The sequence below is a fragment of the Methylococcales bacterium genome (genome assembly GCA_030949405.1).
Taxonomy (GTDB): domain Bacteria; phylum Pseudomonadota; class Gammaproteobacteria; order Methylococcales; family Methylomonadaceae; genus WTBX01.
Genome location: JAUZSN010000002.1, coordinates 1,731,421 through 1,755,215 on the forward strand (window position 1 = coordinate 1,731,421; position 23,795 = coordinate 1,755,215).

The 23,795-nt window shown below is 35.1% G+C and carries 22 protein-coding genes and 2 pseudogenes; 9 read left to right on the forward strand and 15 right to left on the reverse strand.

Annotation, left to right across the window (positions count from 1 at the left end):
- Positions 1 to 119 precede the first annotated feature (119 nt).
- From Q9M50_09015 to dusB, 13 genes and pseudogenes are all read right to left on the reverse strand, one after another.
- Positions 120 to 638 carry a transposase family protein gene (locus Q9M50_09015; protein ID MDQ7090772.1) on the reverse strand — a complete coding sequence of 173 codons (519 nt, stop codon included), beginning with the start codon at positions 636 to 638 and terminating at the stop codon, positions 120 to 122.
- A 271-nt stretch (positions 639 to 909) separates the two neighbouring features.
- Complete coding sequence (locus Q9M50_09020) at positions 910 to 1,851, reverse strand: glycosyltransferase family 2 protein (GenBank protein MDQ7090773.1); 942 nt, start codon at positions 1,849 to 1,851, stop codon at positions 910 to 912.
- Between the two features lie 138 nt (positions 1,852 to 1,989).
- Positions 1,990 to 2,283 (reverse strand): VTT domain-containing protein, encoded by a 294-nt coding sequence (locus tag Q9M50_09025; GenBank protein MDQ7090774.1) that lies wholly within the window; start codon positions 2,281 to 2,283, stop codon positions 1,990 to 1,992.
- Between the two features lie 186 nt (positions 2,284 to 2,469).
- Positions 2,470 to 3,930, reverse strand: a complete 1,461-nt coding sequence (locus tag Q9M50_09030; protein ID MDQ7090775.1) for a radical SAM protein — start codon at positions 3,928 to 3,930, stop codon at positions 2,470 to 2,472.
- 46 nt (positions 3,931 to 3,976) lie between these two features.
- The gene (locus tag Q9M50_09035; protein MDQ7090776.1) at positions 3,977 to 4,591 is read right to left on the reverse strand and encodes a hypothetical protein; all 615 of its coding nucleotides are present in this window, start codon (positions 4,589 to 4,591) and stop codon (positions 3,977 to 3,979) included.
- 115 nt (positions 4,592 to 4,706) lie between these two features.
- On the reverse strand, positions 4,707 to 5,069 hold the full coding sequence (locus Q9M50_09040; GenBank protein MDQ7090777.1) for a hypothetical protein: 363 nt from the start codon (positions 5,067 to 5,069) through the stop codon (positions 4,707 to 4,709).
- Positions 5,070 to 5,332: 263 nt separating this feature from the next.
- Positions 5,333 to 5,560 carry a transposase family protein gene (locus Q9M50_09045; protein ID MDQ7090778.1) on the reverse strand — a complete coding sequence of 76 codons (228 nt, stop codon included), beginning with the start codon at positions 5,558 to 5,560 and terminating at the stop codon, positions 5,333 to 5,335.
- Between the two features lie 196 nt (positions 5,561 to 5,756).
- A pseudogene (locus Q9M50_09050) lies at positions 5,757 to 6,071 on the reverse strand (transposase family protein).
- 57 nt (positions 6,072 to 6,128) lie between these two features.
- Positions 6,129 to 6,260: a hypothetical protein gene (locus Q9M50_09055; GenBank protein MDQ7090779.1), complete on the reverse strand. Its 132-nt coding sequence runs from the start codon at positions 6,258 to 6,260 to the stop codon at positions 6,129 to 6,131.
- A 138-nt stretch (positions 6,261 to 6,398) separates the two neighbouring features.
- The gene (locus Q9M50_09060) at positions 6,399 to 6,968 is read right to left on the reverse strand and encodes a hypothetical protein (protein MDQ7090780.1); all 570 of its coding nucleotides are present in this window, start codon (positions 6,966 to 6,968) and stop codon (positions 6,399 to 6,401) included.
- Between the two features lie 287 nt (positions 6,969 to 7,255).
- Positions 7,256 to 8,815: a bifunctional phosphoribosylaminoimidazolecarboxamide formyltransferase/IMP cyclohydrolase gene (purH, locus tag Q9M50_09065; GenBank protein ID MDQ7090781.1), complete on the reverse strand. Its 1,560-nt coding sequence runs from the start codon at positions 8,813 to 8,815 to the stop codon at positions 7,256 to 7,258.
- A 25-nt stretch (positions 8,816 to 8,840) separates the two neighbouring features.
- Positions 8,841 to 9,116, reverse strand: coding sequence for a helix-turn-helix domain-containing protein (locus Q9M50_09070; GenBank protein MDQ7090782.1), 276 nt, complete (start codon positions 9,114 to 9,116; stop codon positions 8,841 to 8,843).
- Entirely contained in the window at positions 9,116 to 10,093 is a 978-nt protein-coding gene (dusB, locus tag Q9M50_09075; GenBank protein MDQ7090783.1) for a tRNA dihydrouridine synthase DusB, read from the reverse strand. The genes Q9M50_09070 and dusB overlap by 1 nt, the downstream gene beginning before the upstream one ends.
- Before the next feature lie 308 nt (positions 10,094 to 10,401).
- On the opposite strand from dusB, the gene Q9M50_09080 reads away from it, so the two are divergent.
- Complete coding sequence (locus tag Q9M50_09080; GenBank protein MDQ7090784.1) at positions 10,402 to 11,538, forward strand: response regulator; 1,137 nt, start codon at positions 10,402 to 10,404, stop codon at positions 11,536 to 11,538.
- Between the two features lie 335 nt (positions 11,539 to 11,873).
- Here Q9M50_09080 and pmbA read toward each other — a convergent pair whose 3' ends face one another.
- Both pmbA and tldD read right to left on the reverse strand, forming a co-directional pair.
- Positions 11,874 to 13,202 (reverse strand): metalloprotease PmbA, encoded by a 1,329-nt coding sequence (pmbA, locus tag Q9M50_09085; GenBank protein MDQ7090785.1) that lies wholly within the window; start codon positions 13,200 to 13,202, stop codon positions 11,874 to 11,876.
- 76 nt (positions 13,203 to 13,278) lie between these two features.
- Positions 13,279 to 14,724, reverse strand: coding sequence for a metalloprotease TldD (gene tldD / locus Q9M50_09090; protein ID MDQ7090786.1), 1,446 nt, complete (start codon positions 14,722 to 14,724; stop codon positions 13,279 to 13,281).
- A 650-nt stretch (positions 14,725 to 15,374) separates the two neighbouring features.
- On the opposite strand from tldD, the gene cpdA reads away from it, so the two are divergent.
- The 8 genes and pseudogenes from cpdA to Q9M50_09130 all read left to right on the forward strand — a co-directional run bounded on the left by cpdA (position 15,375) and on the right by Q9M50_09130 (position 23,789).
- Positions 15,375 to 16,181, forward strand: coding sequence for a 3',5'-cyclic-AMP phosphodiesterase (cpdA, locus tag Q9M50_09095; GenBank protein MDQ7090787.1), 807 nt, complete (start codon positions 15,375 to 15,377; stop codon positions 16,179 to 16,181).
- Between the two features lie 78 nt (positions 16,182 to 16,259).
- Complete coding sequence (hemW, locus tag Q9M50_09100) at positions 16,260 to 17,399, forward strand: radical SAM family heme chaperone HemW (GenBank protein MDQ7090788.1); 1,140 nt, start codon at positions 16,260 to 16,262, stop codon at positions 17,397 to 17,399.
- Between the two features lie 45 nt (positions 17,400 to 17,444).
- Complete coding sequence (gene pyrE / locus Q9M50_09105) at positions 17,445 to 18,086, forward strand: orotate phosphoribosyltransferase (GenBank protein MDQ7090789.1); 642 nt, start codon at positions 17,445 to 17,447, stop codon at positions 18,084 to 18,086.
- A gap of 132 nt (positions 18,087 to 18,218) precedes the next feature.
- Positions 18,219 to 20,168 carry a dynamin family protein gene (locus tag Q9M50_09110; protein ID MDQ7090790.1) on the forward strand — a complete coding sequence of 650 codons (1,950 nt, stop codon included), beginning with the start codon at positions 18,219 to 18,221 and terminating at the stop codon, positions 20,166 to 20,168.
- 249 nt (positions 20,169 to 20,417) lie between these two features.
- On the forward strand, positions 20,418 to 21,848 hold the full coding sequence (locus Q9M50_09115) for an SPFH domain-containing protein (GenBank protein ID MDQ7090791.1): 1,431 nt from the start codon (positions 20,418 to 20,420) through the stop codon (positions 21,846 to 21,848).
- Positions 21,849 to 22,000: 152 nt separating this feature from the next.
- Entirely contained in the window at positions 22,001 to 22,471 is a 471-nt protein-coding gene (locus Q9M50_09120) for a transposase family protein (GenBank protein MDQ7090792.1), read from the forward strand.
- Between the two features lie 26 nt (positions 22,472 to 22,497).
- Positions 22,498 to 22,929, forward strand: a pseudogene (locus tag Q9M50_09125) (transposase family protein).
- Positions 22,930 to 23,402: 473 nt separating this feature from the next.
- On the forward strand, positions 23,403 to 23,789 hold the full coding sequence (locus Q9M50_09130; GenBank protein MDQ7090793.1) for a hypothetical protein: 387 nt from the start codon (positions 23,403 to 23,405) through the stop codon (positions 23,787 to 23,789).
- The last annotated feature ends 6 nt before the right edge of the window (positions 23,790 to 23,795 follow it).

Here is a 23,795-nt window from a genome sequence, read left to right on the forward strand (position 1 = left end):
ATATATTAAAATTACTAAACCAATTTAATTCTGGATTAAATTCTTTTTAAACATTCCATAATCATGATTTTTACCTGGAAAACTAACCCCAATATATAAAATTAAATGACCTAAAGAAGCTATAGTGGTATTTTTAATTGTATGCTGTTTTTTTTACCACTGTAAAATTCATTTTGTTCTTCATAGTCACTAGGGCGTTGTACAGCACGCTCTGTAGCATCTATTATCAATATTTGAACTCCGCCAAAAGCCTGCTGCATTTCTTCAGGGGTTGAAAAACTTGTTGCAGGTAAAACATTAAATATATCTAACGTCTTTATTAAAATTGGAAATAATTTGTATACATGAGTATGGGCGCATGATTTATTCATATTAAAAGAAAACCCTAAGTGATCGAAAGTAGAATAGCACTTCATATAATTTAATATAAATAATAATTTGTCTGCGGGTGTTTTTAATGTGCTATCTAAACCACTACCGTATTTTCTTTCTTTATTTTCATGTTTTTCTTTTTGATCTTCAATAAGGGTCTTTTCAAATAGAGATAATAGTAAAATAAAATGTTCTGTTTTTAATCCTGTTAAAGCTCTTAACTGTCTATCATCATAAATTCTTGGTAAAATTTCTTTTATTTTCATGTTATACTTTGATTTTTATTTTTTATAGAAATTTATTATAAAGCTTATTTATTATTTTTAATAATTTAATTTAAAGTTTATTTATTAGGCTGTATCAACTGATTGTGAATGTTATCAAGTATATATAAGCAATTGATTTTAATATATTTTATTTAGAAGAACAAGTCTATTGACTTGTTTTTGATTGGGGTGTTTAATTGTAGACAAATCAAGATCCCCAATAATATCCATTTTATTATCAAATGTTTATTTTACGGTAGGTGATAATAAGTTATTGATTAGATACTTCAAATCCTTCGGTATCCGCAATAATATAACGAGGTCGACCTTTTAATTGCTCATATATTTTAGCGATATAGAGTCCCATAATGCCATTGATGACCATCGTAATCCCACTAAAAAATGAAATAGCAATAATAATGCTGGGAATCCCTTCGCCTGAAACCCCTAATACTTTAATAATTAACGCATAAACAATTAAAAAAGCGGAGACCAAGCAAGTGAGCAGTCCTAGATAAAAGGATAAATAAAGAGGGGAGGAGGAATAAGAAACAATGCCTCGAATAAATTCTTTCGTTGGCCCTTTACTAAAAATTGAAAAATGCGGCTCACCTGCAAAACGTGCATCCCGTTCATAATAAATATGCGTTTGTTTAAAGCCAACCCAAACAGGTAAACCTCGCATAAACGGGTCATGTTCATCTAATTTTAAAATTTGATTGACCACTTTTCGAGATAATAATTTAAAATCGCCCGTATTTTCTTTAATATTAATTTCAGAAACAAAGTTGATGATTTTATACGCCCAGCCTGTGACCATCATTTTTAAGGGATGTTCGCCATGACGCTTGGTACGTGTAGTGTGAACTACATCAAAACCTTGCTGCCATTCTGCGATCATTTTTTCAATGAGTTCAGGGGGGTCTTGTAAATCGCTATCCATGTACACCACGGCATCGCCCGTGCTGTATTTCATCCCTGCTAAGACACAAGGAGAAACGCCAAAACAGCGCGACATACTAATAATTTTTATTTTATCATCCGCAGCTCTTTCTTGTTGCAAGAGTTCTAAAGAGCGGTCAGTTGAATCATCATTGACAAAAATAAATTCATAATCAACGTTGATCTTTAAAAAAACAGCACGAACGCGATTAATTAATTCTTTGATATTACTTTCTTCATCACGAAAAGAAAAAACAACAGATACTAACATTAAAATAACTCGTATTTAGAAAAATCATGTTCGGTAAGTAAGCGGTAGAACAGGTCCATGTCCCCATTCGCTAAATAACCTAGATAAGATATTAAAAAGGAAAAAGGCGTAAAGCCAATGAGTGCAGTGACAAAAAATTTAAACGGCCCAATTTTGCTTCCTGCTAAGACGGTATTGACTAAAAAAGTCGGTAAAAAAATATTTAAGCGTAAAAAAAATAATCGTTTTATAATCAAAATCATGGTTAGCTAATTTAGCATATAAAGAATCTTCTTCAAATGAATGACGACGTTTTTTTTTAAAAATTCGTACTAAAACATAGGTTAAATAAGAACCAATCACAGCCCCTGTCACCACAATTCCTCCCCCAACCCATGTTCCATAAAGTAAACCCGCTAAAACATTTAACGGTAAAGTCGGAAAAGAGGCCACACTGGAAATAATAAAAAAAAACTAAAAAAATTATTTCTGAGTCAGGGTTAGTTTTAACAAAGTCAACGGCGGTATTATATTCGTTTTCAAAAATAATGCGTAGTGAAATAATACCGACCATTACAATCGTCAACACAATAACTAATTTAATTAATTGAACGATGTCTTTTTTAGAAAACCCCACAATTAAGTGTCTAAAATGGCTCTTTTTAATCGTGTTTGAGTGATTTCCATCATGTGTTCCTTAACCGCGAGGCCAAATTTATCGTTTAGCATTGAAAGATAAAAGTCACTTTCATTGTAATCATGAAACGCATTATCCCTAAATGCAACAATTTCTTTGGCCGTTAAGTGTTTTGAGGGTAACGGTTGGATATTATAAGAATGTTGTGAGTAACCCGTCCATTCATCAGGAAGTTTTAAATGGTCCGCAAGGGCAATCGTATAAAGTTGAGAACCGGGGTAGGCCATTGCACAATAGAAATTTGCAAACTCACAGTTAAGCTCTTTTGCCATGGTTAAGGTTTCGGTCATGGATGCCAGCGTGTCATCTTGTAAACCAAAGATAAAATTACCAATCACACGAATGCCAGCGGCTTGAATCTCATTGACTATTTCAGCAATATCACGAGGTTTCATTTTTTTGGATGCGCCATCACGAACATCGGCATTAGCGGATTCAATGCCAAGGGCTAACCAATTTATTCCTGCTTGTTTTAATTTTTTCAGCGTTTTTTCTTTGACGGTATCCACGCGTGCATAGGCCCAGATATTTAAATCAAAGTTTTTTTCAATTAATAAATCAACGATTTTCATGTAATGGTTTTCATTTAACACAAACATTTCATCAATGATTTTTAGATTTTTAATCCCATATTTTTCAACTAATAAGGTAATTTCTTCAACGACTAATTCAGGGCTACGGCAACGTAAACTTGACCCCCCAAAAGGTGCGTTAATACAGCAAAATGAACAACTGTATGGGCAACCTAAACTGGTATAAATGGCGGCATAAGGCTGACGGTTTTCAATGTCATCAAAACAATGCCAGTTATGAGCGCGATAAACCGCCATTGGCAATAAATCCCATGCCGCTATCGGTAAGTATTCATCTAAATCTTTAATTAAAGCCGGTTTTGGGTTATGTTTTGTTTCGCCATTGTCTTGGTACCAAACTCCACTGACTTCGGAGACCTTTTTTTCACCTTTCAAATGTTCAAGTAATTCTTTTAGCGGAATTTGTTCTTCCCCTTCAATAATAAAATCCGCATTTTCTTGTTCAAAGGTTTGTTCAGGTAAGGCTGAGGCATGAAGCCCCCCTAAAACGACGCATGAATCACTGCCTGCTTTGACGGCATCAACAATTTTTCCACTGATGCTCATGTTTTGAGTCGATGCGGAAGGTTGATTGCCATAAACGATAATGGCCGTTAACAGAGGGTTAAGTTCTTTAACCTTTTGTGCGGTCTCATCGGGTGAAATATTTTCAGCATTGGCATCAATAATGGCCACACTAAAACCATTATTTCTTAAATAAGCCGCATAAGAGGCAATTTGAAAGGGCGGCTCGATTGCGGTTAGGTTTTTACCGAGTTCTTGAAAAACCGCTTTTCGGTCACCGGGGTTTATAAATACAATATCAGTCATGAATAATTTTCTCTTAAAATAATATCTAATTCGTTTAATAATTTTATTAACTAAACTCTTTTACTATACAGCCAATATTGCCAATAATTTTTATGACGTTACTAATATGACAATTACCCGAATGGATAAGTAATTGCTTTTCTTTTAATAAAAGAAATTCCCATACTTCGCCATCTGTAATAATACCGTAAATTTTATCTTGTTTAAATTTTATTTTAGTGGCATACATTTCAGCAATACATTGTCCAAGCCCATCGGATAATTTGTTGGGTTTGACGTCCACAACAGAAATGATGGGAGCGGAAAAATCCAAACTGTCCAGTGTTAAAGCTCCATCCCATGCACCATTGAGTTGATGAGGTAAATCAGGTGTTTCTTCTTTGGTTAAATCGAAAGGTTGTTCAAAAAAAAGACCTAGATCATATAAAATACTGGCTTCTATCAAAATGGGTGACACCAAAAGACCTATTCTTGTGGCTTCATTTGTATTAGCAATTCTGGTTCGAGCAGCTAAGTTATCTATTCGATTTTGAAACTCAGTATATTTTTTTATCACTTCTTCGTCTGGCTTAAAATCAAAAATAGGCGTTAATTTAATGGTTAAATTAAAAATATTGGCTAACTGCGTTTTGCCATAATTTTTATATTCGCCGTATGACATGAAATTTCCTTTAAACTAATGAGGGCTTTATAACGTGATTATTTATTTAATGGGTGTTTTTATGGGTTTATTTATCATTTTTTAATAAAGTTTTTGGGGTGTTATTTCGCTATACTTAATTAGATGAAAATATATTATTGTAATTAGGTGTTTGTTTTTTCCAAATTTTCAATTTATTTATTACAATCTTTTGATAGTTTTTATCTGAAACATGGACATAATAAATATTATTTTGTTTTTTATAATATACACGCACAACTGCTGAACTGCCATTTGTAATATGTTTATTTATTTCTAACCAGTCTTGAACAGCTTTAAATTTTTTACAGGGTAACTTATTTTTCTGATTAACTTGTTCATTTAAATCATGCAAACAATTCAATAATACTTTAGGTTCTTGTATTTCATCATTTATATAGTCGATAGAAAAATTATCAAATTGTAAATTTGGACAAAAAACATCCAAACATAAATTCATTATTTTAGTATCTTTTTTTGATGGTTTTAATTTATTCTGAATATCACGATTGTTTGAAATTTTTTCATAGTCATATTTTTTTTTCCTCTAAAGATAACTCAATATTTTCAGCTTTAGCTTTATGGCGTATGATGTCTATCTCATAACGTTGAATTTGAAATTTATATTGCTTAATTTCAGCTTCATAAAGTTCCTCTAACTCTTTCTCCTGTTTTTGATGTCTTGCTATTTCCTCTTCAATAGACTTGTTCTTTAAGAAGAAGTTAATATATCATGTTAAAATTCCATAGGATAGCCGCTAAAAAAGAAAATAAATCTTTTACACCTTCTTTTTTATTTCTAAACTTGTCAACTAGACATCTATATCTTTTCATTCCACCGATTACATGCTCAACAATGACTCTTTCACGACTCATCTCTTTGTTTTCTTTTTTTTGTTTTTCAGTTAATGTTGGGTTTGGATTATGCTTAGATTTATTTGGTTTTTTTATGAGGAATATTTACCGAATTAGTTTTATATTCATTATTAAACCCCAAATAACCTAAATCAATAAATATATTAAAATTACTAAACCAATTTAATTCTGGATTAAATTCTTTTTAAACATTCCATAATCATGATTTTTACCCGGAAAACTAACCCCAATATATAAAATTAAATGACCTAAAGAAGCTATAGTGGTATTTTTAATTGTATGCTGTTTTTTTACCACTGTAAAATTCATTTTGTTCTTCATAGTCACTAGGGCGTTGTACAGCACGCTCTGTAGTATCTATTATCAATGTTTGAACTCCGCCAAAAGCCTGCTGCATTTCTTCAGGGGTTGAAAAACTTGTTGCAGGTAAAACATTAAATATATCTAACGTCTTTATTAAAATTGGAAATAATTTGTATACATGAGTATGAGCGCATGATTTATTCATATTAAAAGAAAACCCTAAGTGATCGAAAGTAGAATAGCACTTCATATAATTTAATATAAATAATAATTTGTCTGCGGGTGTTTTTAATGTGCTATCTAAACCACTACCGTATTTTCTTTCTTTATTTTCATGTTTTTATTTTTGATCTTCAATAAGGGTCTTTTCAAATAGAGATAATAGTAAAATAAAATGTTCTGTTTTTAATCCTGTTAAAGCTCTTAACTGTCTATCATCATAAATTCTTGGTAAAATTTCTTTTATTTTCATGTTATACTTTGATTTTTATTTTTTATAGAAATTTATTATAAAGCTTATTTATTATTTTTAATAATTTAATTTAAAGTTTATTTATTAGGCTGTATCAACTGATTGTGAGTGTTATCAAGTATATATAAGCAATTGATTTTAATATATTTTATTTAGAAGAACAAGTCTAATGATTTCATCCCAAGAACCATTCGAATTTTTTTCTTTTATTTTTCTTAAAGCTTTGTTGTATTCAGTCTCAAGTTTTTTATGTTGTTTTTTATAATTATGAGTCAAAATTGACAACTCTTTATTGAGATTTTTTAGTTCTTCATCTTGTTCCGATAAGCCCTCATTTAATTCTTTTATTTTTTCTTCTTTTAAAGCGATAGACTCTTGCATATAATTAAAGTATCGTCTTATTTCAGTAGGATCTGCATCAAAATGAAAGTTTGGAAAATTATCTTTAATTATTCTTTTTAATTCTCCAAAATTAAGACTTCCTCCCAATTCTTTTGCGATGGTTAAATAAACTTTATATTGTCTATCATTAGAAGCCAGTTTAAAACTTCTATTATGCTTAAAACAAATAACACCAGATGTAATAAGTTTATCTTTGACGAGCTGAATTAGATTGCTATCTTCTGAATTTAATAATAAATACCCATATTGACTTCCTCTACATTCATAAAACCATTCAACAATGTTTTCGGTTATTAATTTTTCCATGTTGTTAATTAAATTAATTTCAATAAAGAGTATTTAGAGCGTGAAATGTAGATCCTATATAATTTCTCATTCATTTTTTATTATAGATGAAAACAATATCACCTATAACGATCCCTTGCACCTATTTGAAAAATAGGTTTTTAAAGCTATAACTATGACTCAGTAAGTTTAAATAATGAGAAAAACATCACCATACCGCAAGTTTACTGTGACACTCACAATAATGTCCAAAATTTATCCTGCCTAAAGCGGGCTAATCCTACCCTAGGCAAAAAATTAACGTTTTTTTAATGTCTAAAATGTCGCATTCCTGTGAATACCATTGCAATATTATGTTCATCGGCTGCGGCAATTATTTCATTGTCTCGAATGGATCCACCCGGTTGAATAACGGCGGTAATTCCCGCAGTGGCGGCGGCATCAATGCCATCTCTAAAGGGAAAGAACGCATCCGAGGACATGACCGATCCTTCCACTTTTAAGTTTTCATCGGTAGCTTTGATGCCTGCAATTTTAGCCGAATAAACTCGACTCATTTGTCCCGCACCGACTCCAATAGTTTGACTGTTTTTACAGTAAACAATGGCGTTAGATTTGACAAATTTACCGACTTTCCACGCAAATAATAAATCAGATAATTCATCTTCAGAGGGAGCGCGTTGCGATACAACTTTTAAATCGTCGGCATTAATTTCGTCTAAATCTTTATCTTGAACTAATAAGCCCCCATCAACGCGTTTATAATCAAAGGCCAATGCTTGCTTGTTCGTCCAAACCCCTGTCACTAAGACGCGTACATTTTTCTTTGTCGTTAAAATGCTTTGTGCGACCTCGCTGATTTTAGGGGCAATAATGACTTCAACAAACTGACGCTTAATAATCTCATGTGCAGTCGTTTCATCAAGTTCTTGGTTAAACGCAATAATTCCGCCAAATGCAGACGTAGGGTCGGTTGCATAAGCGAGTTCATAAGCCTCTAAAATAGTTTCCGCTTGTGCAACGCCACAGGGATTAGCGTGTTTAACAATCACACACGTCGGTTTTTCAGAAAATGATTTAACACATTCTAAGGCCGTATCGGCATCGGCAATATTATTATAGGATAAGGCTTTACCTTGCAATTGCTGTGCGGCACTAATGCTGCCGATAGCTGGATTATGCTCCTTATAAAAGGCTGCATTTTGATGCGGATTTTCTCCGTAGCGTAACGTCTGTAAATGTTGAAACTGTAGATTAAGGGTCAGTGGAAACTGTTCACCCTTAAGATGGTTTAGATAAGTCGCAATGGCATTATCATAATTGGCCGTATGCTCAAAACTTTTTAAGGCGAGATCAAAGCGGGTATCTTGACTTAATGCGCCTTCGTTGGTGTTTAACTCGTTTAGTATGAGGGCGTAATCATCCGTATTAACAATGACGGCGACATCATGGTGATTTTTGGCCGCGGCGCGAATCATTGTGGGTCCACCAATATCAATGTTTTCAATGGCGGTGGCTAAATTACAATCAGGGTTTGCAATCGTTTCTTGGAAAGGATACAAATTAACAACCACCATATCAATGGCTTGAATGTCATTTTCAGCCATGACTTTATCATCCGTTCCTCGACGAGCCAGTATGCCTCCATGAATTTTAGGGTGTAATGTTTTAACCCGACCATCCATGATTTCAGGAAAATTGGTGTAATCAGAGACTTCGGTGACAGCAATGTTATGGGTGATTAATAATTTAGCCGTCCCACCCGTCGATAAAATCTCAATTCCTAATTTCTGGAGACCTGATGCTAATTCAATGATGCCTGTTTTATTAGAAACACTCAATAGAGCGCGAGAAACTTTTTTATTCATATAAACCTCTTGGGTATAAAGACGATTAGGAGAGCTGGTAGCTTTCTATTTTTTTTCGTAAGGTACTGCGACTTAAACCCAAAATTTTAGCGGCTTTGGTTTGATTGTAACCCGAATGCTTAAGTACAGTGGCGAGCAAAGGTTTTTCAACCTCACTAATCACTAGGTGATAGAGATTAGCCGTGTCGTGACCTTTTAATTGGGTAAAATAAAGTTCCACAGCTTGTTCAACAGAGACAGACAGTGGAATAGGAAAAGGGGTCACCTGTCCCTGAGGAGACGTAGTTTCAGAATCATCCATTATGCGAAAGTAGTGTTTAAAAAAGAATCAAATGAGCGTTTAAGTTGCACGGTTTGTTGTTGAGCGGTGGTGGTTTGGTAAAACTGTTGGGTTTGTTCACGAGGAATACCCAGTTGACTAAAATACCAGCCAATATGTTTACGCGCTATTCTAACCCCGCCTTTTTCACCATAAAAATGGTGTAACTGCTCAAGATGCGTAAAGATGGTTTGAATCATCTGGGGGAAACTTAATGGGGTGTACGTTCCCTCCTTTAAGTATTGCTGAAAATAATTAAAAACCCACGGTTGTCCTTGTACATTACGCCCAATCATGACCGCATCGGCGTTTGTATACTTTAAAACAAACGCGGCTTTTTTAGGGCTATTAATATCACCATTCGCAATAATAGGGATCGTTACGCTTTGCTTCACCCTTTTAATGGTCTCATATTCGGCAAGGCCATTAAACTTACAGGCGCGTGTTCGTCCGTGAATGGTTAACGCGGCGATACCACTGTTTTCAGCTAATTTTGCAATGTTTAAGGCGTTGCGATTTTCTAAATCCCACCCTGTTCTAATTTTAAGGGTGACAGGAATATCGACCGCATTCACGACAGCGTCTAAAATAGAGGCAACTAATGACTCATTTTTTAGTAAGGCTGATCCTGCGGCCACCGCACAGACTTTTTTAGCGGGGCAACCCATATTAATATCAATAATATCGGCCCCTTGTTGCTGATTAAAACGAGCGGCTTCGGCCATAACGAGCGGTTCTGTTCCCAAAATTTGAACCATTCGTAGGCCATTTTCATTGCTCAGATCGGATTTCAGGCGGGTTCTTCTGTGTGAACGGAGACTTGGATTAGACGAAATCATTTCTGATACCGCAAGACCTGCCCCATAATTTCTACATAAATTTCTAAAGGGTTGGTCAGTAATCCCTGCCATAGGCGCAAGAATGAGTTTGTTTTTAAGCGTATGTGAACCAATTCTCATGTTGCTACAAAGTTAAAAATAGGCAGTTTATTTTAACCTAAGATGCCGTAAAAGCACGTTAATTTTTATAAATGACTTTAAAAATAGGAAAATTAAGCTAAATTTTAGATCGTGAGTGCCAGCTTAAGTAAAACCTATTTTATATTGCGGCATTTGAAAAGCTGTAACGCGACATGCTTTGTTAATTCTGAAGCTAAAAATAAAACGGGGGTTCTAGCTTTCCATTTTATGCTCATGCTGTGCTATTATTAGCATCATTGCAAGCAGCCGCTGTCTATTTAAAATAAGTTATCTACTCAAAATAAGTTATGTCTATAAATATTAATGTTGGAATTATTGGCTTTTCTCACCATGAACAAGAAAAATTTAAGTGGATATTTGGCGCGGGTTTAGAACGTGACCGTACTTATCACTTAAAAGATCTCGCGGTGGATGAAAATATTGATCTTTTAATTGTAAAAACAGCCGCAGAGTCGGCCTTAAAAAAATTAGAAAGTTATCAGCAGCAGTATGGTGAAATGCCAGTGGTTACTGCGGGGCGTGAAGCCGTTGAAGGCTATGAGTATCATATTCAAGGGGTTTTGTTACTCAGTCGGGTATTGAAGGTGTTGGATTTAGTGGCGTTAATGGCTAACGATGACTCTAAACCGCAACTAGAGCGACAACAGTCGGTTGATAGTGATAGTGTTAATGTGGGTGGGCAATATGATATTTTGGTTGTCAATGAAGATGAAGATAATCGTCAATTATTACGCAATGAACTCCTTAAATCCGATATTCCTTTAAATATTGATTTTGCCTTAAATGATGCGTTTGCAATTGAAAAGATTAATGAAAAATATTATGATTTTTTGTTTGTTGATGCGGAAACGGCTAATTTTGAAGCCATTGATCAAAGTTTAAAAGCCAATGATCGTTCATCGGTAGTGATGCCGACAACTAAAGCGGAAGCGGTTGAGTATTCACATGTGGTTCTTAGAATTTTAAAATCATTTGCCGATGCGGATAATATGATTGTGTCTAGTGATACGGATGATATTGACCATTCAGGTTATCGTGTTCTTGTGGTGGATGATAGTGAAATGATGCACAAAGCATTAAAACTTGAATTTGATAAATCAGGGATTAATTTACAGGCCGATTATGTTCTTGATGGCAGTGCAGCCTTGATAAATTTAGAAACGAAACACTATGATTTCATTTTCCTTGATGTGATGATGCCCGGTCTTGATGGTTTTGAAACCTGTGCGAAAATTCGTAAAATAGAAAAAATGTCCAAATTACCGATCATTATGTTAACGGCAAAAACATCGCCGCTTGATGAGGTTAAAGGGATTATTTCAGGGTGTACGACGTATTTGACTAAGCCTATTGAATCGGATGAGTTTCAAAAAATGTTATTACGCATTATGCGCTGGATAAAAGATTTTAATTATAAAGATTAGGCATCCTTCATTTCTCAATTTACAGTTTAAATCGGAGTCCAATAGCTTAAGCTATTGGCGGGTTACGAAAATAGCTAACGTTATTTTATTCCACACTATTTTTTAAGAATAAAGTGTAAACTACTTCTGAGCTAAATGAAAGATGCGAAAAATTAGGTCAGAAAACTGTCATCACAGACGCTGAACTTAATATATTTTAAATTTTTGTGCGTGATCGCTAAATTGACTAAAAATAAATGGAGAGGCGATTTTCAGGTCGCTATTGTCTTGATAATAGGGTCTCTCCAGATATTTGTTGCTTAGATTAACGCAATGCCATTCAGTCGATTTTTTAATTAAGCGGCTATTGACATTTCTTCAATTAAAATAGAGCCCGTCCTAATATTTCCACGTTGATCGACATCATTGCCAATGGCGACTAAGTTTTTAAACATATCTTTAAGATTTGCCGCAATGGTGATTTCTTCTACAGGGTATAAAATTTCTCCATTTTCCACCCAAAATCCTGCCGCTCCTCGTGAATAATCGCCTGTCATCGGGTTAACGCCTTGCCCCATTAACTCGGTTACAAATAAGCCTGTATCCAATTTTTTTAATAAATGATCAAAATCATCATTATGAGCTTTAAGCGTTAGATTGCGAACCCCGCCTGCATTTCCTGTGCTTCTCATCCCTAGTTTTTTAGCGGAATAACTGCTTAAAAGATAACTTTTTAAGATTCCATTTGCAATAATATCGCGGTTTTGAGTGGCAACGCCTTCACTATCAAACGCAGCACTGCCTAACGCGCCCTTTAGATGAGGTTGTTCGTGAATATGAACAAAATCAGGAAAAATTTGAGTATCAAGACGGTCTAATAAAAAAGTTGATTTTCGGTATAGACTGCTGCCACTAATAGCCCCCATTAATGAACTTAATAAACCTGAGGCCATTTCAGGGCTGTATAAAACGGGAGCCGTACGAGTGGTTAAAGAGCGACTTCCTAGGCGTTTTAAGGCTCGTTCCGCCGCTTTTTGTCCAATATTCACGCCTTTTTCCAAATCATTGGCATCTCGCATGACGCTGTACCAATAATTTGTTTGCATATCATCGCCGCGTTGGGCGATCACAGAGCAGCTCATCAAATGATGGGTGGCTTGCTGTCCCTGTAAAAATCCTAAACTATTGCCTAAGATTTGAATGCTTTGATGAGTATTAACACTGGCCCCATCAGAATTTGTAATTTCAGGATGAAAACTCCGCCCTGCATTTTCACATTCAATAGCGAGTTGAATCGCGTCTTCAACACTTAATTCCCACGGATGATTAAGTTCTAAATCAGGAAACTCGGTGGCAAGCAATTCAGGCTCAGGTAATCCTGAAAAGGCATCTTCACTGGAAAATTTAGCAATACTACACGCCGCTTTAACCGTTTCTTCTATCGACTTTGTTGATAAATCGGTACTGCTTGCCGAGCCTTTACGTTGGCCAAAATAGACGCTAATCCCTAATCCTTGATTACAGTCATGTTCTAGGGTCTCAACATCGCCTAAACGCGCACTGACTGAAAGCCCTGTGCTGGTACTGAGGCCCACTTTTGCGGCACTTGCCCCTAACTTTTTAGCTTCATCGAGCGCGTCCTGAACCCGATTTTTTAATGACTCTATTTGATTTGAAGTTTGCAAAATAAATTTCCTTTGTCGTTAACTAGTGAGAGGATTAGTAACGTCTATTGATTACATTTTCTCAAAATAATAAGGGTTAAACGCTTGTTCCACCGACGGTTAAGCCATCAATTTTTAAAGTGGGTTGTCCTACGCCGACGGGGACACTTTGGCCTTCTTTACCACAAGTGCCTACGCCACTATCGAGTTCTAAATCATTCCCCACCATGGAGACTTTTGTGAGGACTTCAGGGCCATTACCAATTAAGGTTGCTCCCTTAACAGGGCGGGTAATTTTACCGTTTTCAATGAGATAAACTTCGGTGGTTGAAAAAACAAATTTCCCCGAGGTAATATCCACTTGCCCGCCGCCAAAGTTTTTAGCATACAAACCTTTTTTAACCGATTGAATAATTTCATCGGGATGATGCTCACCCGCTAACATATAAGTGTTTGTCATTCTAGGCATAGGCAAATAGGCGTAAGACTCACGGCGACCATTGCCCGTTAAAGGCTGGTTCATCAACCGAGCATTTAATTTATCTTGCATATAGCCTTTGAGAATCCCTTTTTCAATTAAAACCGTTTTTTCGGTCGGGGTGCCTTCATCATCTATACTCAATGATCCCCGACGGTTTTCTAATGTTCCATCATCAACCACGGTACATAAATCGGAAGCAACGCGTTCGCCCATTTTTCCACTAAACGCGGAAGTTTTTTTACGGTTAAAATCACCTTCCAAACCATGACCTACGGCTTCATGTAATAAAATTCCTGGCCATCCTGAGCCTAACACCACGGTCATATTGCCTGCGGGTGCATTAATGGCTTCTAAATTCACTAAGGCTTGTCGAAGGGCTTCTTTTCCATACGTTAAGGCGGTATCTTCATTCATAAAATAATGATAATCAGTCCGAGAGCCTCCGCCCATACTGCCTTGTTCGCGTCGCCCTTTATCTTCAATAATAACACTGACATTCATCCGCACTAACGGTCTAATGTCGGCTACTAATGAGCCATCTTGATTCGCAATGAGGACATACTCATGCACCCCTGCTAAACTCACAATCACCTCTTCAATACGAGGGTCTAATTTTCGGGTTTCACTGTCAACACGGCGTAATAAATCAACTTTTTGTTGGTCTGAAAAGGATTTTAATGGGTTTTGATGGGTGTAATAGTGTTTCCATGTTGAGGGAGATTTGATGGCAACGCGCGCATTCTGCCCTTGTCTTACAATCGCCTTAACGCTATTAGCCGCGTTTAATAACGTGGCTAATTCGATTCGGTCAGAGTAGGCAAACCCTGTCTTATCTCCACATACAGCACGAACGCCCGCGCCTTGCTCTATATTATAACTTCCTTCTTTTATGATACCTGATTCTAAGACCCATGATTCATGATGGCTTGATTGAAAATAAATGTCAGCAATATCCACTTTTGCGGAGAGAAGTTGGTTCATGACCTCATCAATTTGTTGAGGTTGTAAACCACTCGGCGTGAGGATTGCAGTTTGACTAAGGCTTAAATGATTAGTAGGCATAAATAGTTGTGTGGGTTCTTTTAGAATAGATTGATAGCAAGATTTCTAACGACATGTTTGATAGAGGAGGTTAGGTAACAAAGTAAAAAACAAGTTTTTATTTTTCAATTTACACGCTATTTTTTATTTGTTGGTATCCTATCAATTTAGAAATTAAGTGAGTATATTATAGCCTATAAATTGATTCGTTTAATGGCCTATGTTTGCTGACTTAATTACTTTTTTGATGGATTTTATCGATTATTTAGGATGATTGATTCAACTTGCAACGCCTTTTTCATAAAGTATAATGCCTCAATACTTCGGACAGTTTTAAAAAAGATAGCGGTCTTAATTCTATAAGGCATTGATTTTAAAGGGTTTTATATTTACGAGATGTGTTGGTAAATTCTTTTTTAAATCAATGGGTTACAAACACTGTCCGAACTATTGCTTTTCAGGAAATTGTTGCTTTAGAAACTACATTTTCCTATGAATTGAAGATTTCCTCTACTTTTAAAACTGTCCGAAGTATTGACACAAACAACGCATTGGTTTTTAGAACGGGGGTTTCACATTTCTGACAAACAGTCATTGCCCTATTCTTTAAAGCATTATTATAATTCTGATAGAAATTCAAAAATTCTCTATAAAGACATCCTGAATTAGCCATGAAAACCATTTTACCGCCGATTTCAATTTTACACATTTCTGATTTCCATGTTTTACCTACAACGGGTGAGACCCTGTTGGGCATTGATACGGAATATTATTTTAAGCGTATTTTAAAGGCCGCTCATGAACGTCATGGCAAATTTGATTTAATTGTCGCCTCGGGTGATCTTGCTCAACAGCCTTGTGTGGATAGTTATCAACGCATCCATAAAGTATTTTCGAAGTATGACACTAAAACAATTTGTCTTCCAGGTAATCATGATGATTACGCCTTAATGACGTGGTTATTAAATAAAGATAAAGTGAGTTGTGAAAAGCAACTGTTACTAGAAAATTGGCAAATTATTTGCCTTAATAGTAAAAAACCTAATGATGCGGGGGGAAAGCTAACCGCCCTAGAGTTGGATTTTTTGGAAAAAACACTTAAGAAAAAGCAACGACCTCATGTCATGGTTGTTGTTCATCATCATTGTATTCCGAGTGAAAGTGAATGGCTAGATACCATGTTGATAGAAAATAGCCGTGAATTTCTGGATTGCCTCAAAGATTATTCTGAAGTGAAACTAATCGTAACAGGTCATATTCATCAATCAAGGGAAAGTTCGCAACAAGGACTTACTATTTTGAGTACCCCCTCTACGTGTTTTCAATTTAAACCTAAATGCAAAAACTTTACCTTAGATTCGGTTATGCCAGGCTATAGAGTGATTGAGTTATCCACAGAAGGAGCGATTAAAACGAATGTTCATCGGTTATCGGGTGATCAAAATGAGCTTGAAAATAATCAGAATGGGTATCACTAATAACTAAAAATGAACCGAAAATTTATTTTTATCGCGACTAAATTAAACAATTAAAGCTGCTGGCTACTTAAACCCTACATGAAATCAAGACTACCGCCGTTAAGTTTATATATTCATATTCCTTGGTGTATTCAAAAATGCCCCTATTGTGATTTTAATTCACATGCGGTTAAGAGTGAATTGCCTGAATCGGCGTATATTACCGCGTTGTTAGATGACTTAGCGACGGAGATAGCGCATTTTCAAATAACACGACCGATTGAAAGTATTTTTATAGGAGGGGGAACGCCTAGTTTATTTTCGGCAGCCAGTATTTATCGGTTATTATCAGAAATTTCCAAACTCATTGTTATAAAACCCGAGGCAGAAATTACCTTAGAAGCTAACCCAAATTCTGTTGAAAGCGAAAAATTTAAAGCATTTAGAGAGGCTGGCGTTAATCGGTTATCCATAGGGATACAAAGTTTTAATGAGGCGCATTTAAAAAAATTAGGACGGGTACATACGATGACGGAAGCCATCAATGCAGCGGAAATAGCGCATTTATCAGGGTTTGATAACTTCAATTTAGATTTGATGTTTGGTCTTCCACAGCAAACGTCAGAACAAGCGGTAGCGGATGTTCAACGGGCTATTGATCTAAACCCTACTCATTTATCATTGTATCAATTAACGTTAGAACCGAATACGTATTTTCATCGATTTCCACCTAAATTACCGAAAGATTCATCAATTGTTACGATGCAAGAAAATTGTCAGCACTTATTACGTGAACAAATGTTTGAACAATATGAGGTTTCCGCGTATTCAAAAAAGGGATCTCAGTGTCAACATAACCTTAATTACTGGAAATTTGGTGATTATATTGGGATAGGAGCGGGTGCGCATGGTAAAATTAGTCAGTGCCTGCCGAATAAAATCTATCGAACGTTGAAACCAAAAAATCCTCACGATTATTTAGAAAAAACTAAGAAAACCAGTAAACGCATTGCTGTAAAAGAGATACCTTTAGAATTTATGATGAATCAATTGCGTTTAAAACAAGGGTTTTCTCTTGAACATTATCAAAAAACAACCCAGTTATCAAAAATGACATTAGAGCCTGCGCTTACAAACTCGCTGGCTCAAAAATTGCTGTATGAACACGAAAAAAATTATTTTTGTACTGAAAAAGGGTGGGATTTTATGGATACGCTCTTAGAAAAATTTATTTCATAAGGTTTTCACTTATAATAGGGGTAATCTTTTTTTCGTGAAAACTTTATGCTGGATTATCAAAAACAATTTATCGAATACGCGCTTGAATGTAATGTTCTTAAATTTGGGCGTTTTCAGTTAAAATCTGGCCGCGTAAGCCCCTATTTTTTTAATACAGGTTTATTTAATACAGGGACAAAACTTGACAAATTAGGTCACTTTTATGCCCAAGCTTTAATCGCATCAACGGTTAATGTGGATATACTTTATGGACCTGCTTACAAGGGGATTCCTCTCGTTAGTACCACCTCTATTGCTTATTCAAGACTGAAAGGCTGTGATATTCCTTTTGCCTTTAATCGTAAAGAAGCTAAGGATCATGGGGAGGGTGGCGTTTTAGTGGGGTCGCCATTACAGGGTAATGTGGTTATTATTGATGATGTTATTACGGCAGGAACGTCGGTTCGAGAATCCATCGAAATTATTACTCAAGAAAATGCAACGCCTTCTGGCGTACTTATTGCATTGGATAGAGCTGAAAAAGGACAAAACGCATTGTCTGCAACACGTGAAGTTGAACAGCGATTTAATATTCCTGTGATTGCTATTATTTGTTTAGCTGATATTATTGAATATTTAGACTTAAATGATAGCGATCAAAAACAGCTTATGATTATTAAAAATTATCAAAAACAATATGGTGTTTAGTAATTATCTTTAAATTAAATGAAAATACTTGATTAGTTAAACAGATTTTAATATTTAGTCTACAATAGACCAGGATGATGACCATATTTTTGTTAATTTTTACACTATAGTGACAGCGGGAAAAGGCTTGCCATGGGGAACTTGAAATTCAAAGAACAGCTACATGAATACGCACAATGGCGTGGACAGCTTGCAAGTTCTATAGAAATGTACAGAGAATGGCGTCGCCGTTATGGAATGAGCGACGTTCATAGCACTGATACGTTATTAAATATCCTTAGTGGGTTAGATAATGACCGAATTACCTTAGCTTTTGCAGCAGAATTTTCACGTGGAAAAACAGAGTTAATTAACTCTTTATTCTTTGCAGAAACAGGGGTTCGATTATTACCCTCATCACCTGGGCGGACAACAATGTGTCCGACAGAAATATTTTATGATAAAAAAGCTAAATCCTCCTACATTAGGGTTTTAGATATAAATACTCGGCTTGAAGATATTTCATTGGTAGAATACAAAGAAATGCCTGAAAGCTGGAAACAGATTTCGTTAGAGAAAAAAACTCCCGCCCAAATGCAAGATGCGTTTAAGCAGCTTGTTGCCGTTAAGACCGTTCCCGTTGCGATTGCAGATAAATTAGGTTTATGGAATGAACGAGAAGCGGCAGAACAAGGACTTGCTAATGCGACGGAAGTTGAAATCCCTTGTTGGCGACACGCATTAATTAGTTTCCCCCATCCCTTGTTAGAAGAGGGACTCTCTATTCTTGATACCCCAGGGCTTAATGCTTTAGGAACCGAACCTGAGTTAACCCTGAGTATGCTGCCGAATGCGCAAGCGATTATTTTTGTTCTTGCGGCAGATACAGGCGTGACCAAAAGTGACCTTGAAATGTGGCGAAGTCATATTTGTAGTGCGCGTAATAACAAGCAAGGTCTTGCCGTGGTGATGAATAAGATTGATTCCATGTGGGATGATCTTGCAGGTGAGGCAGGCTATGAAAACTCAATCAAAAAGCAAATTAGCAGCTCATCCTCTATTTTAAAGATTGAAGAGCGATTAATATTTCCTGTTTCAGCGAAACAAGCGTTATTAGCTAAAGTGAAGTCAAATGCTGCGCTGTTAGAGCGAAGCCGCTTAAAGGGCTTGGAAAATTATCTTTCAGATGATATTTTAAAGCAGCGCCGTAAAATTTTAATGTCAACCATTCTTAAAGACATTGGTTTTTTAATTAATGAATCGTCCAATTTAACGGATTCTAAGTTAGTTAATGCGACTAAACAGCTAGAAGAATTTAAAAAAGTTGATTTTGAAAATAAAGATATGACGGGTAAGTTAATGTCGGAAACACGCGACAGACAAAAAGCTTATGCATCAAATGTTGAAAACTTTCAAGCAAGTCGTCGTGTTTTTACGGTGCAAGCTAAAATTTTAATTGAATCCTTTGCTAAAGAGAAAATTGAAATCATTGTTCAGGAAACGAAAGGGGAAATGAGTAAAAGTTTAACCACGTTTGGAATGAAGAAAAATATTCGTAAATTATTTGATGATCTGCGTGATTTATTACAAGATTCTATTGATATTACCAATGAAACGCGTCGCTTAGTGAAGGCGATTCATAAAAAGTTTCATGATGAATATGGTTTTAAAGAGATTGAACCTAAACTTTTTTCAATTAAACAGTATCAAGAAGAGTTAGAGGTTATTTTTTCGGAAGGTGAGGCTTTTCGTTCAAGCACAAAAACAACCATGACGGAACAAAGCGTTGTGGTTAATAAGCTCTACAGTACATTGATAGCAAAAGCTAAAAACATTTTAAAACAAGCTTACAAAGATTCGTTAACGTGGAGTAATGGCGTATTAGTCCCTTTAATGCACCAAATTAAAGATCACAAAAAACAAATTGAAAGTCGCTTACAGATGTTGAAAAAAATCAACGAATCTAAAGGCAGTGTATCTGAAAATATTGCCCATCTTAAATTGGAATTAGAACCTTTGAAACAACAACGAAAAGAACTTTCTTTTATTATTAAAGAAATGCAGATTGAAGCCTTTCGTGAAAAAGAAGGCGTTAGTTCGTAAAGTTACAAGCCCTTCCTAACGTAAGCGTCTTTGAAAATTAAATAACACGCTTACAATCCACGTTCTTTTACCCATCAATCAACGGGTAATAAGTTAAGACCTTATTTTTAAGGGCCTAATTTTTATTAGTTTTCCTCGTATTAATCAATAAACACTAAATCCCATTGTTATTGACCCTACTCTTTAGGTCTCTGTCAATTTTAATGGCTTATTCTTAAGTAACGTTAACTCAATAAAAGGTAGGTCATTATGGATACATTCGTATTGGTTCTTGGCTTTATAGCGATCATTGGCATCGCTATTATTAAATTATCGAATAAAATTACCCCGCCCTTGTTTGTGATTCCAATGCTAGGTGTTTTTGCAGGCATTATGATTATTAGGGGTGTTTTTAATAAGGTATTTTTTTATGCTGAACCGGGTTATATTTATCATGTTCGTACCATTACAGGCCAAGAAAAAGTAATTAGTGACGTTGGGTATAACAGTTATTTATTTGGACGTTATAATTCTTGGAAACGTGCCATGACGGTTCAAGCAAGTTCATTTCAGCAAAAAAATATTTTAGGATCCAAGGGAGCTGAAGGGGTTAACGATTTGATAGAGGCAGAAAAGGATACGGGAGCGGCTAGTGCGGTATTATCGCCCTTAAATATTATCTTTTTAGATCAGGTGGATGCAAATATTGAAGCAACCGTACGTTTTTCGATGCCGACCGATCGAGAAGCCTTTTTAAAAATGGCGCATGAATATCGAACGCCTTCTAATTTATTAAGAACAGCTCTAATCCCAGCCTTTAAAGAAACATTACAAGCAACAGGTTCATTAATGTCTGCTGAAGAGTATTATTTAGGCGGGCGAACAGAGTTTAATAATGAATTTGAAACTCAAATTACCCAAGGTTTATTAGTGGTAAGGCGAGAAGAAAAATTAGTTGAAACCAAACGAAAAATAAAGGGTTCTGCTAATGCGGCATTAGGTCAAAATCAAAAAAATTATGGTAATGATTCTAAAATGATTTACGTGGTAACACGACTGCTTGATAAACACGGTATTCCACGACGTAAAAAACAAAAATTTGGGGATTATGGCGTGACTGTTATTGATGCACGCATTACTGACTTAGTCCCTAATAGTAAATTTATTGAGCGAATGCAATTAAAGCAAAAAGCATCGGCTGATAGGGCGATTGCGAGAGAGCAGCGAATACAAGAAGAAGAGCAGCGTTTATTAGCCATTGCAACAGGAGAACGTGAAGTCGCTGAAAGACAAGCAAAAGCTAAAGTGGTACAAATTCAACGTACCACAGAAGCTGAAACGGAAAAGCAATTAGCCATTACTCACGCCCTAAAACTCAAAGCAGAATCTGAAATTGGCAGGGAAACAGCCCAAATTAACTTAGAAAAAGCGCGTATTGATGCAGAAACGAAACAAACTTTAGCAGAGGCTGAGGCGTATCAAAAACGAGTTATTTTAGAAGCCGATGATGCCTTAGCGCAAAAGCTAGACGCTGAGGTTAAAATTCAAACAATTTGGGCGCAAGCGTATGCAAAACGAGCGGTTCCAACGAATGTTTTTGGGGGCGGTAATGGAACACCGACAGGACGTGATGATGAAGCAAAAACATTTATGAAGTTATTAACCTTAGAGACCGCTGAAAGATTAGACTTGTTCTTCTAAATAAAATATATTAAAATCAATTGCTTATATATAATTGATAACATTCACAATCAGTTGATACAGCCTAATAAATAAACTTTAAATTAAATTATTAAAAATAATAAATAAGCTTTATAATAAATTTCTATAAAAAATAAAAATCAAAGTATAACATGAAAATAAAAGAAATTTTACCAAGAATTTATGATGATAGACAGTTAAGAGCTTTAACAGGATTAAAAACAGAACATTTTATTTTACTATTATCTCTATTTGAAAAGACCCTTATTGAAGATCAAAAAGAAAAACATGAAAATAAAGAAAGAAAATACGGTAGTGGTTTAGATAGCACATTAAAAACACCCGCAGACAAATTATTATTTATATTAAATTATATGAAGTGCTATTCTACTTTCGATCACTTAGGGTTTTCTTTTAATATGAATAAATCATGCGCCCATACTCATGTATACAAATTATTTCCAATTTTAATAAAGACGTTAGATATATTTAATGTTTTACCTGCAACAAGTTTTTCAACCCCTGAAGAAATGCAGCAGGCTTTTGGCGGAGTTCAAACATTGATAATAGATGCTACAGAGCGTGCTGTACAACGCCCTAGTGACTATGAAGAACAAAATTAATTTTACAGTGGTAAAAAAAACAGCATACAATTAAAAATACCACTATAGCTTCTTTAGGTCATTTAATTTTATATATTGGGGTTAGTTTTCCAGGTAAAAATCATGATTATGGAATGTTTAAAAAAGAATTTAATCCAGAATTAAATTGGTTTAGTAATTTTAATATATTTATTGATTTAGGTTATTTGGGGTTTAATAATGAATATAAAACTAATTCGGTAAATATTCCTCATAAAAAACCAAATAAATCTAAGCATAATCCAAACCCAACATTAACAGAAAATAAAAAAAAAGAAAACAAAGATATGAGTCGTGAAAGAGTCATTGTTGAGCATGTAATCGGTGGAATGAAAAGATATAGATGCCTAGTTGACAAGTTTAGAAATAAAAAAGAAGGTGTAAAAGATTTATTTTCTTTTTTAGCGGCTATCCTATGGAATTTTAACATGATATATTAACTTCTTCTTAAAGAACAAGTCTATTGAATTATCGTCGTAAAATCACTAAAAAATCGCCAAGAAAAAATAAATTAAAAATAGAATAATCAGTTGATTTTCAGGTATTCTTCATTTTTCGGTTTACAGTTTAAATCGGAGTCCAATAGCTTTAGCTGTTGGTGAGTCACGAAAATAGCTAAAGTTATTTTACTCCACGCTATTTTTTAAGAATGAAGTGTAAACTATTTTTGAGCTAAATGAAGGATGCCGATTTTCATGTTATTTTTATGGGTAATGGGATTAAACTGAATCGATGCTGAAATTAAATAATTTATTTTAAAATTGCGTCGATCAATATTTTGAAACTTTTTTATCTAAGCGGAAAATTTTGAGTGAATGATTTAAATTGTATTTTTTTGTGTTAGAATAACTCTTACATGAGCTAGAAGCTTATGTATTAATAATCATATAAACAACACGAGGGTTCGTAATTAATGAAACTTTTAAAACATATTGCTTTAGGTCTTTTTCTTGCTGTTTCTTCAGTAGGCGTTTCTTCAGTAGCTTTTGCTGAATCTGATGCAGGTAGAATTTCATATGAACCAGCCGAGGCAATTGATTTAGTTGTTAGCAAAATCAAAGAAGCTGAAGAAGCCATTAAAGCGGGTGGCGATAATATGGATATTGCTAATATTATCAAAGAAGCTAAAGACTATAGTAAAGAAATCAATGCAAATGATAATGTTGATGTTAGACGTCAACGTGCAAATTCTAATTTAACTAAAGCAAGATCACTTGCTAAAAAAGGAAAATTAGAAGAATCAGGTAAACTTTTAGAAGAAGCAGTTGAAAAATTTGCTGGTTTAAAAGCTCACCTATAAATCGTT

Bases quoted from the DNA above. Each gene is read 5' to 3' on its own strand.
- Q9M50_09055 (MDQ7090779.1), bottom strand. From the start codon at position 6,260: ATGAAAATAAAAGAAATTTTACCAAGAATTTATGATGATAGACAGTTA.
- Q9M50_09030 (MDQ7090775.1), bottom strand. From the start codon at position 3,930: ATGACTGATATTGTATTTATAAACCCCGGTGACCGAAAAGCGGTTTTT.
- tldD (MDQ7090786.1), bottom strand. From the start codon at position 14,724: ATGCCTACTAATCATTTAAGCCTTAGTCAAACTGCAATCCTCACGCCG.
- Q9M50_09115 (MDQ7090791.1), top strand. From the start codon at position 20,418: ATGGATACATTCGTATTGGTTCTTGGCTTTATAGCGATCATTGGCATC.
- hemW (MDQ7090788.1), top strand. From the start codon at position 16,260: ATGAAATCAAGACTACCGCCGTTAAGTTTATATATTCATATTCCTTGG.
- Q9M50_09120 (MDQ7090792.1), top strand. From the start codon at position 22,001: ATGAAAATAAAAGAAATTTTACCAAGAATTTATGATGATAGACAGTTA.
- Q9M50_09080 (MDQ7090784.1), top strand. From the start codon at position 10,402: ATGTCTATAAATATTAATGTTGGAATTATTGGCTTTTCTCACCATGAA.
- Q9M50_09035 (MDQ7090776.1), bottom strand. From the start codon at position 4,591: ATGTCATACGGCGAATATAAAAATTATGGCAAAACGCAGTTAGCCAAT.
- Q9M50_09070 (MDQ7090782.1), bottom strand. From the start codon at position 9,116: ATGGATGATTCTGAAACTACGTCTCCTCAGGGACAGGTGACCCCTTTT.
- Q9M50_09015 (MDQ7090772.1), bottom strand. From the start codon at position 638: ATGAAAATAAAAGAAATTTTACCAAGAATTTATGATGATAGACAGTTA.
- Q9M50_09020 (MDQ7090773.1), bottom strand. From the start codon at position 1,851: ATGTTAGTATCTGTTGTTTTTTCTTTTCGTGATGAAGAAAGTAATATC.
- cpdA (MDQ7090787.1), top strand. From the start codon at position 15,375: ATGAAAACCATTTTACCGCCGATTTCAATTTTACACATTTCTGATTTC.
- Q9M50_09040 (MDQ7090777.1), bottom strand. From the start codon at position 5,069: ATGAATTTATGTTTGGATGTTTTTTGTCCAAATTTACAATTTGATAAT.
- Q9M50_09130 (MDQ7090793.1), top strand. From the start codon at position 23,403: ATGAAACTTTTAAAACATATTGCTTTAGGTCTTTTTCTTGCTGTTTCT.
- Q9M50_09110 (MDQ7090790.1), top strand. From the start codon at position 18,219: ATGGGGAACTTGAAATTCAAAGAACAGCTACATGAATACGCACAATGG.
- purH (MDQ7090781.1), bottom strand. From the start codon at position 8,815: ATGAATAAAAAAGTTTCTCGCGCTCTATTGAGTGTTTCTAATAAAACA.
- pyrE (MDQ7090789.1), top strand. From the start codon at position 17,445: ATGCTGGATTATCAAAAACAATTTATCGAATACGCGCTTGAATGTAAT.
- Q9M50_09060 (MDQ7090780.1), bottom strand. From the start codon at position 6,968: ATGGAAAAATTAATAACCGAAAACATTGTTGAATGGTTTTATGAATGT.
- dusB (MDQ7090783.1), bottom strand. From the start codon at position 10,093: ATGAGAATTGGTTCACATACGCTTAAAAACAAACTCATTCTTGCGCCT.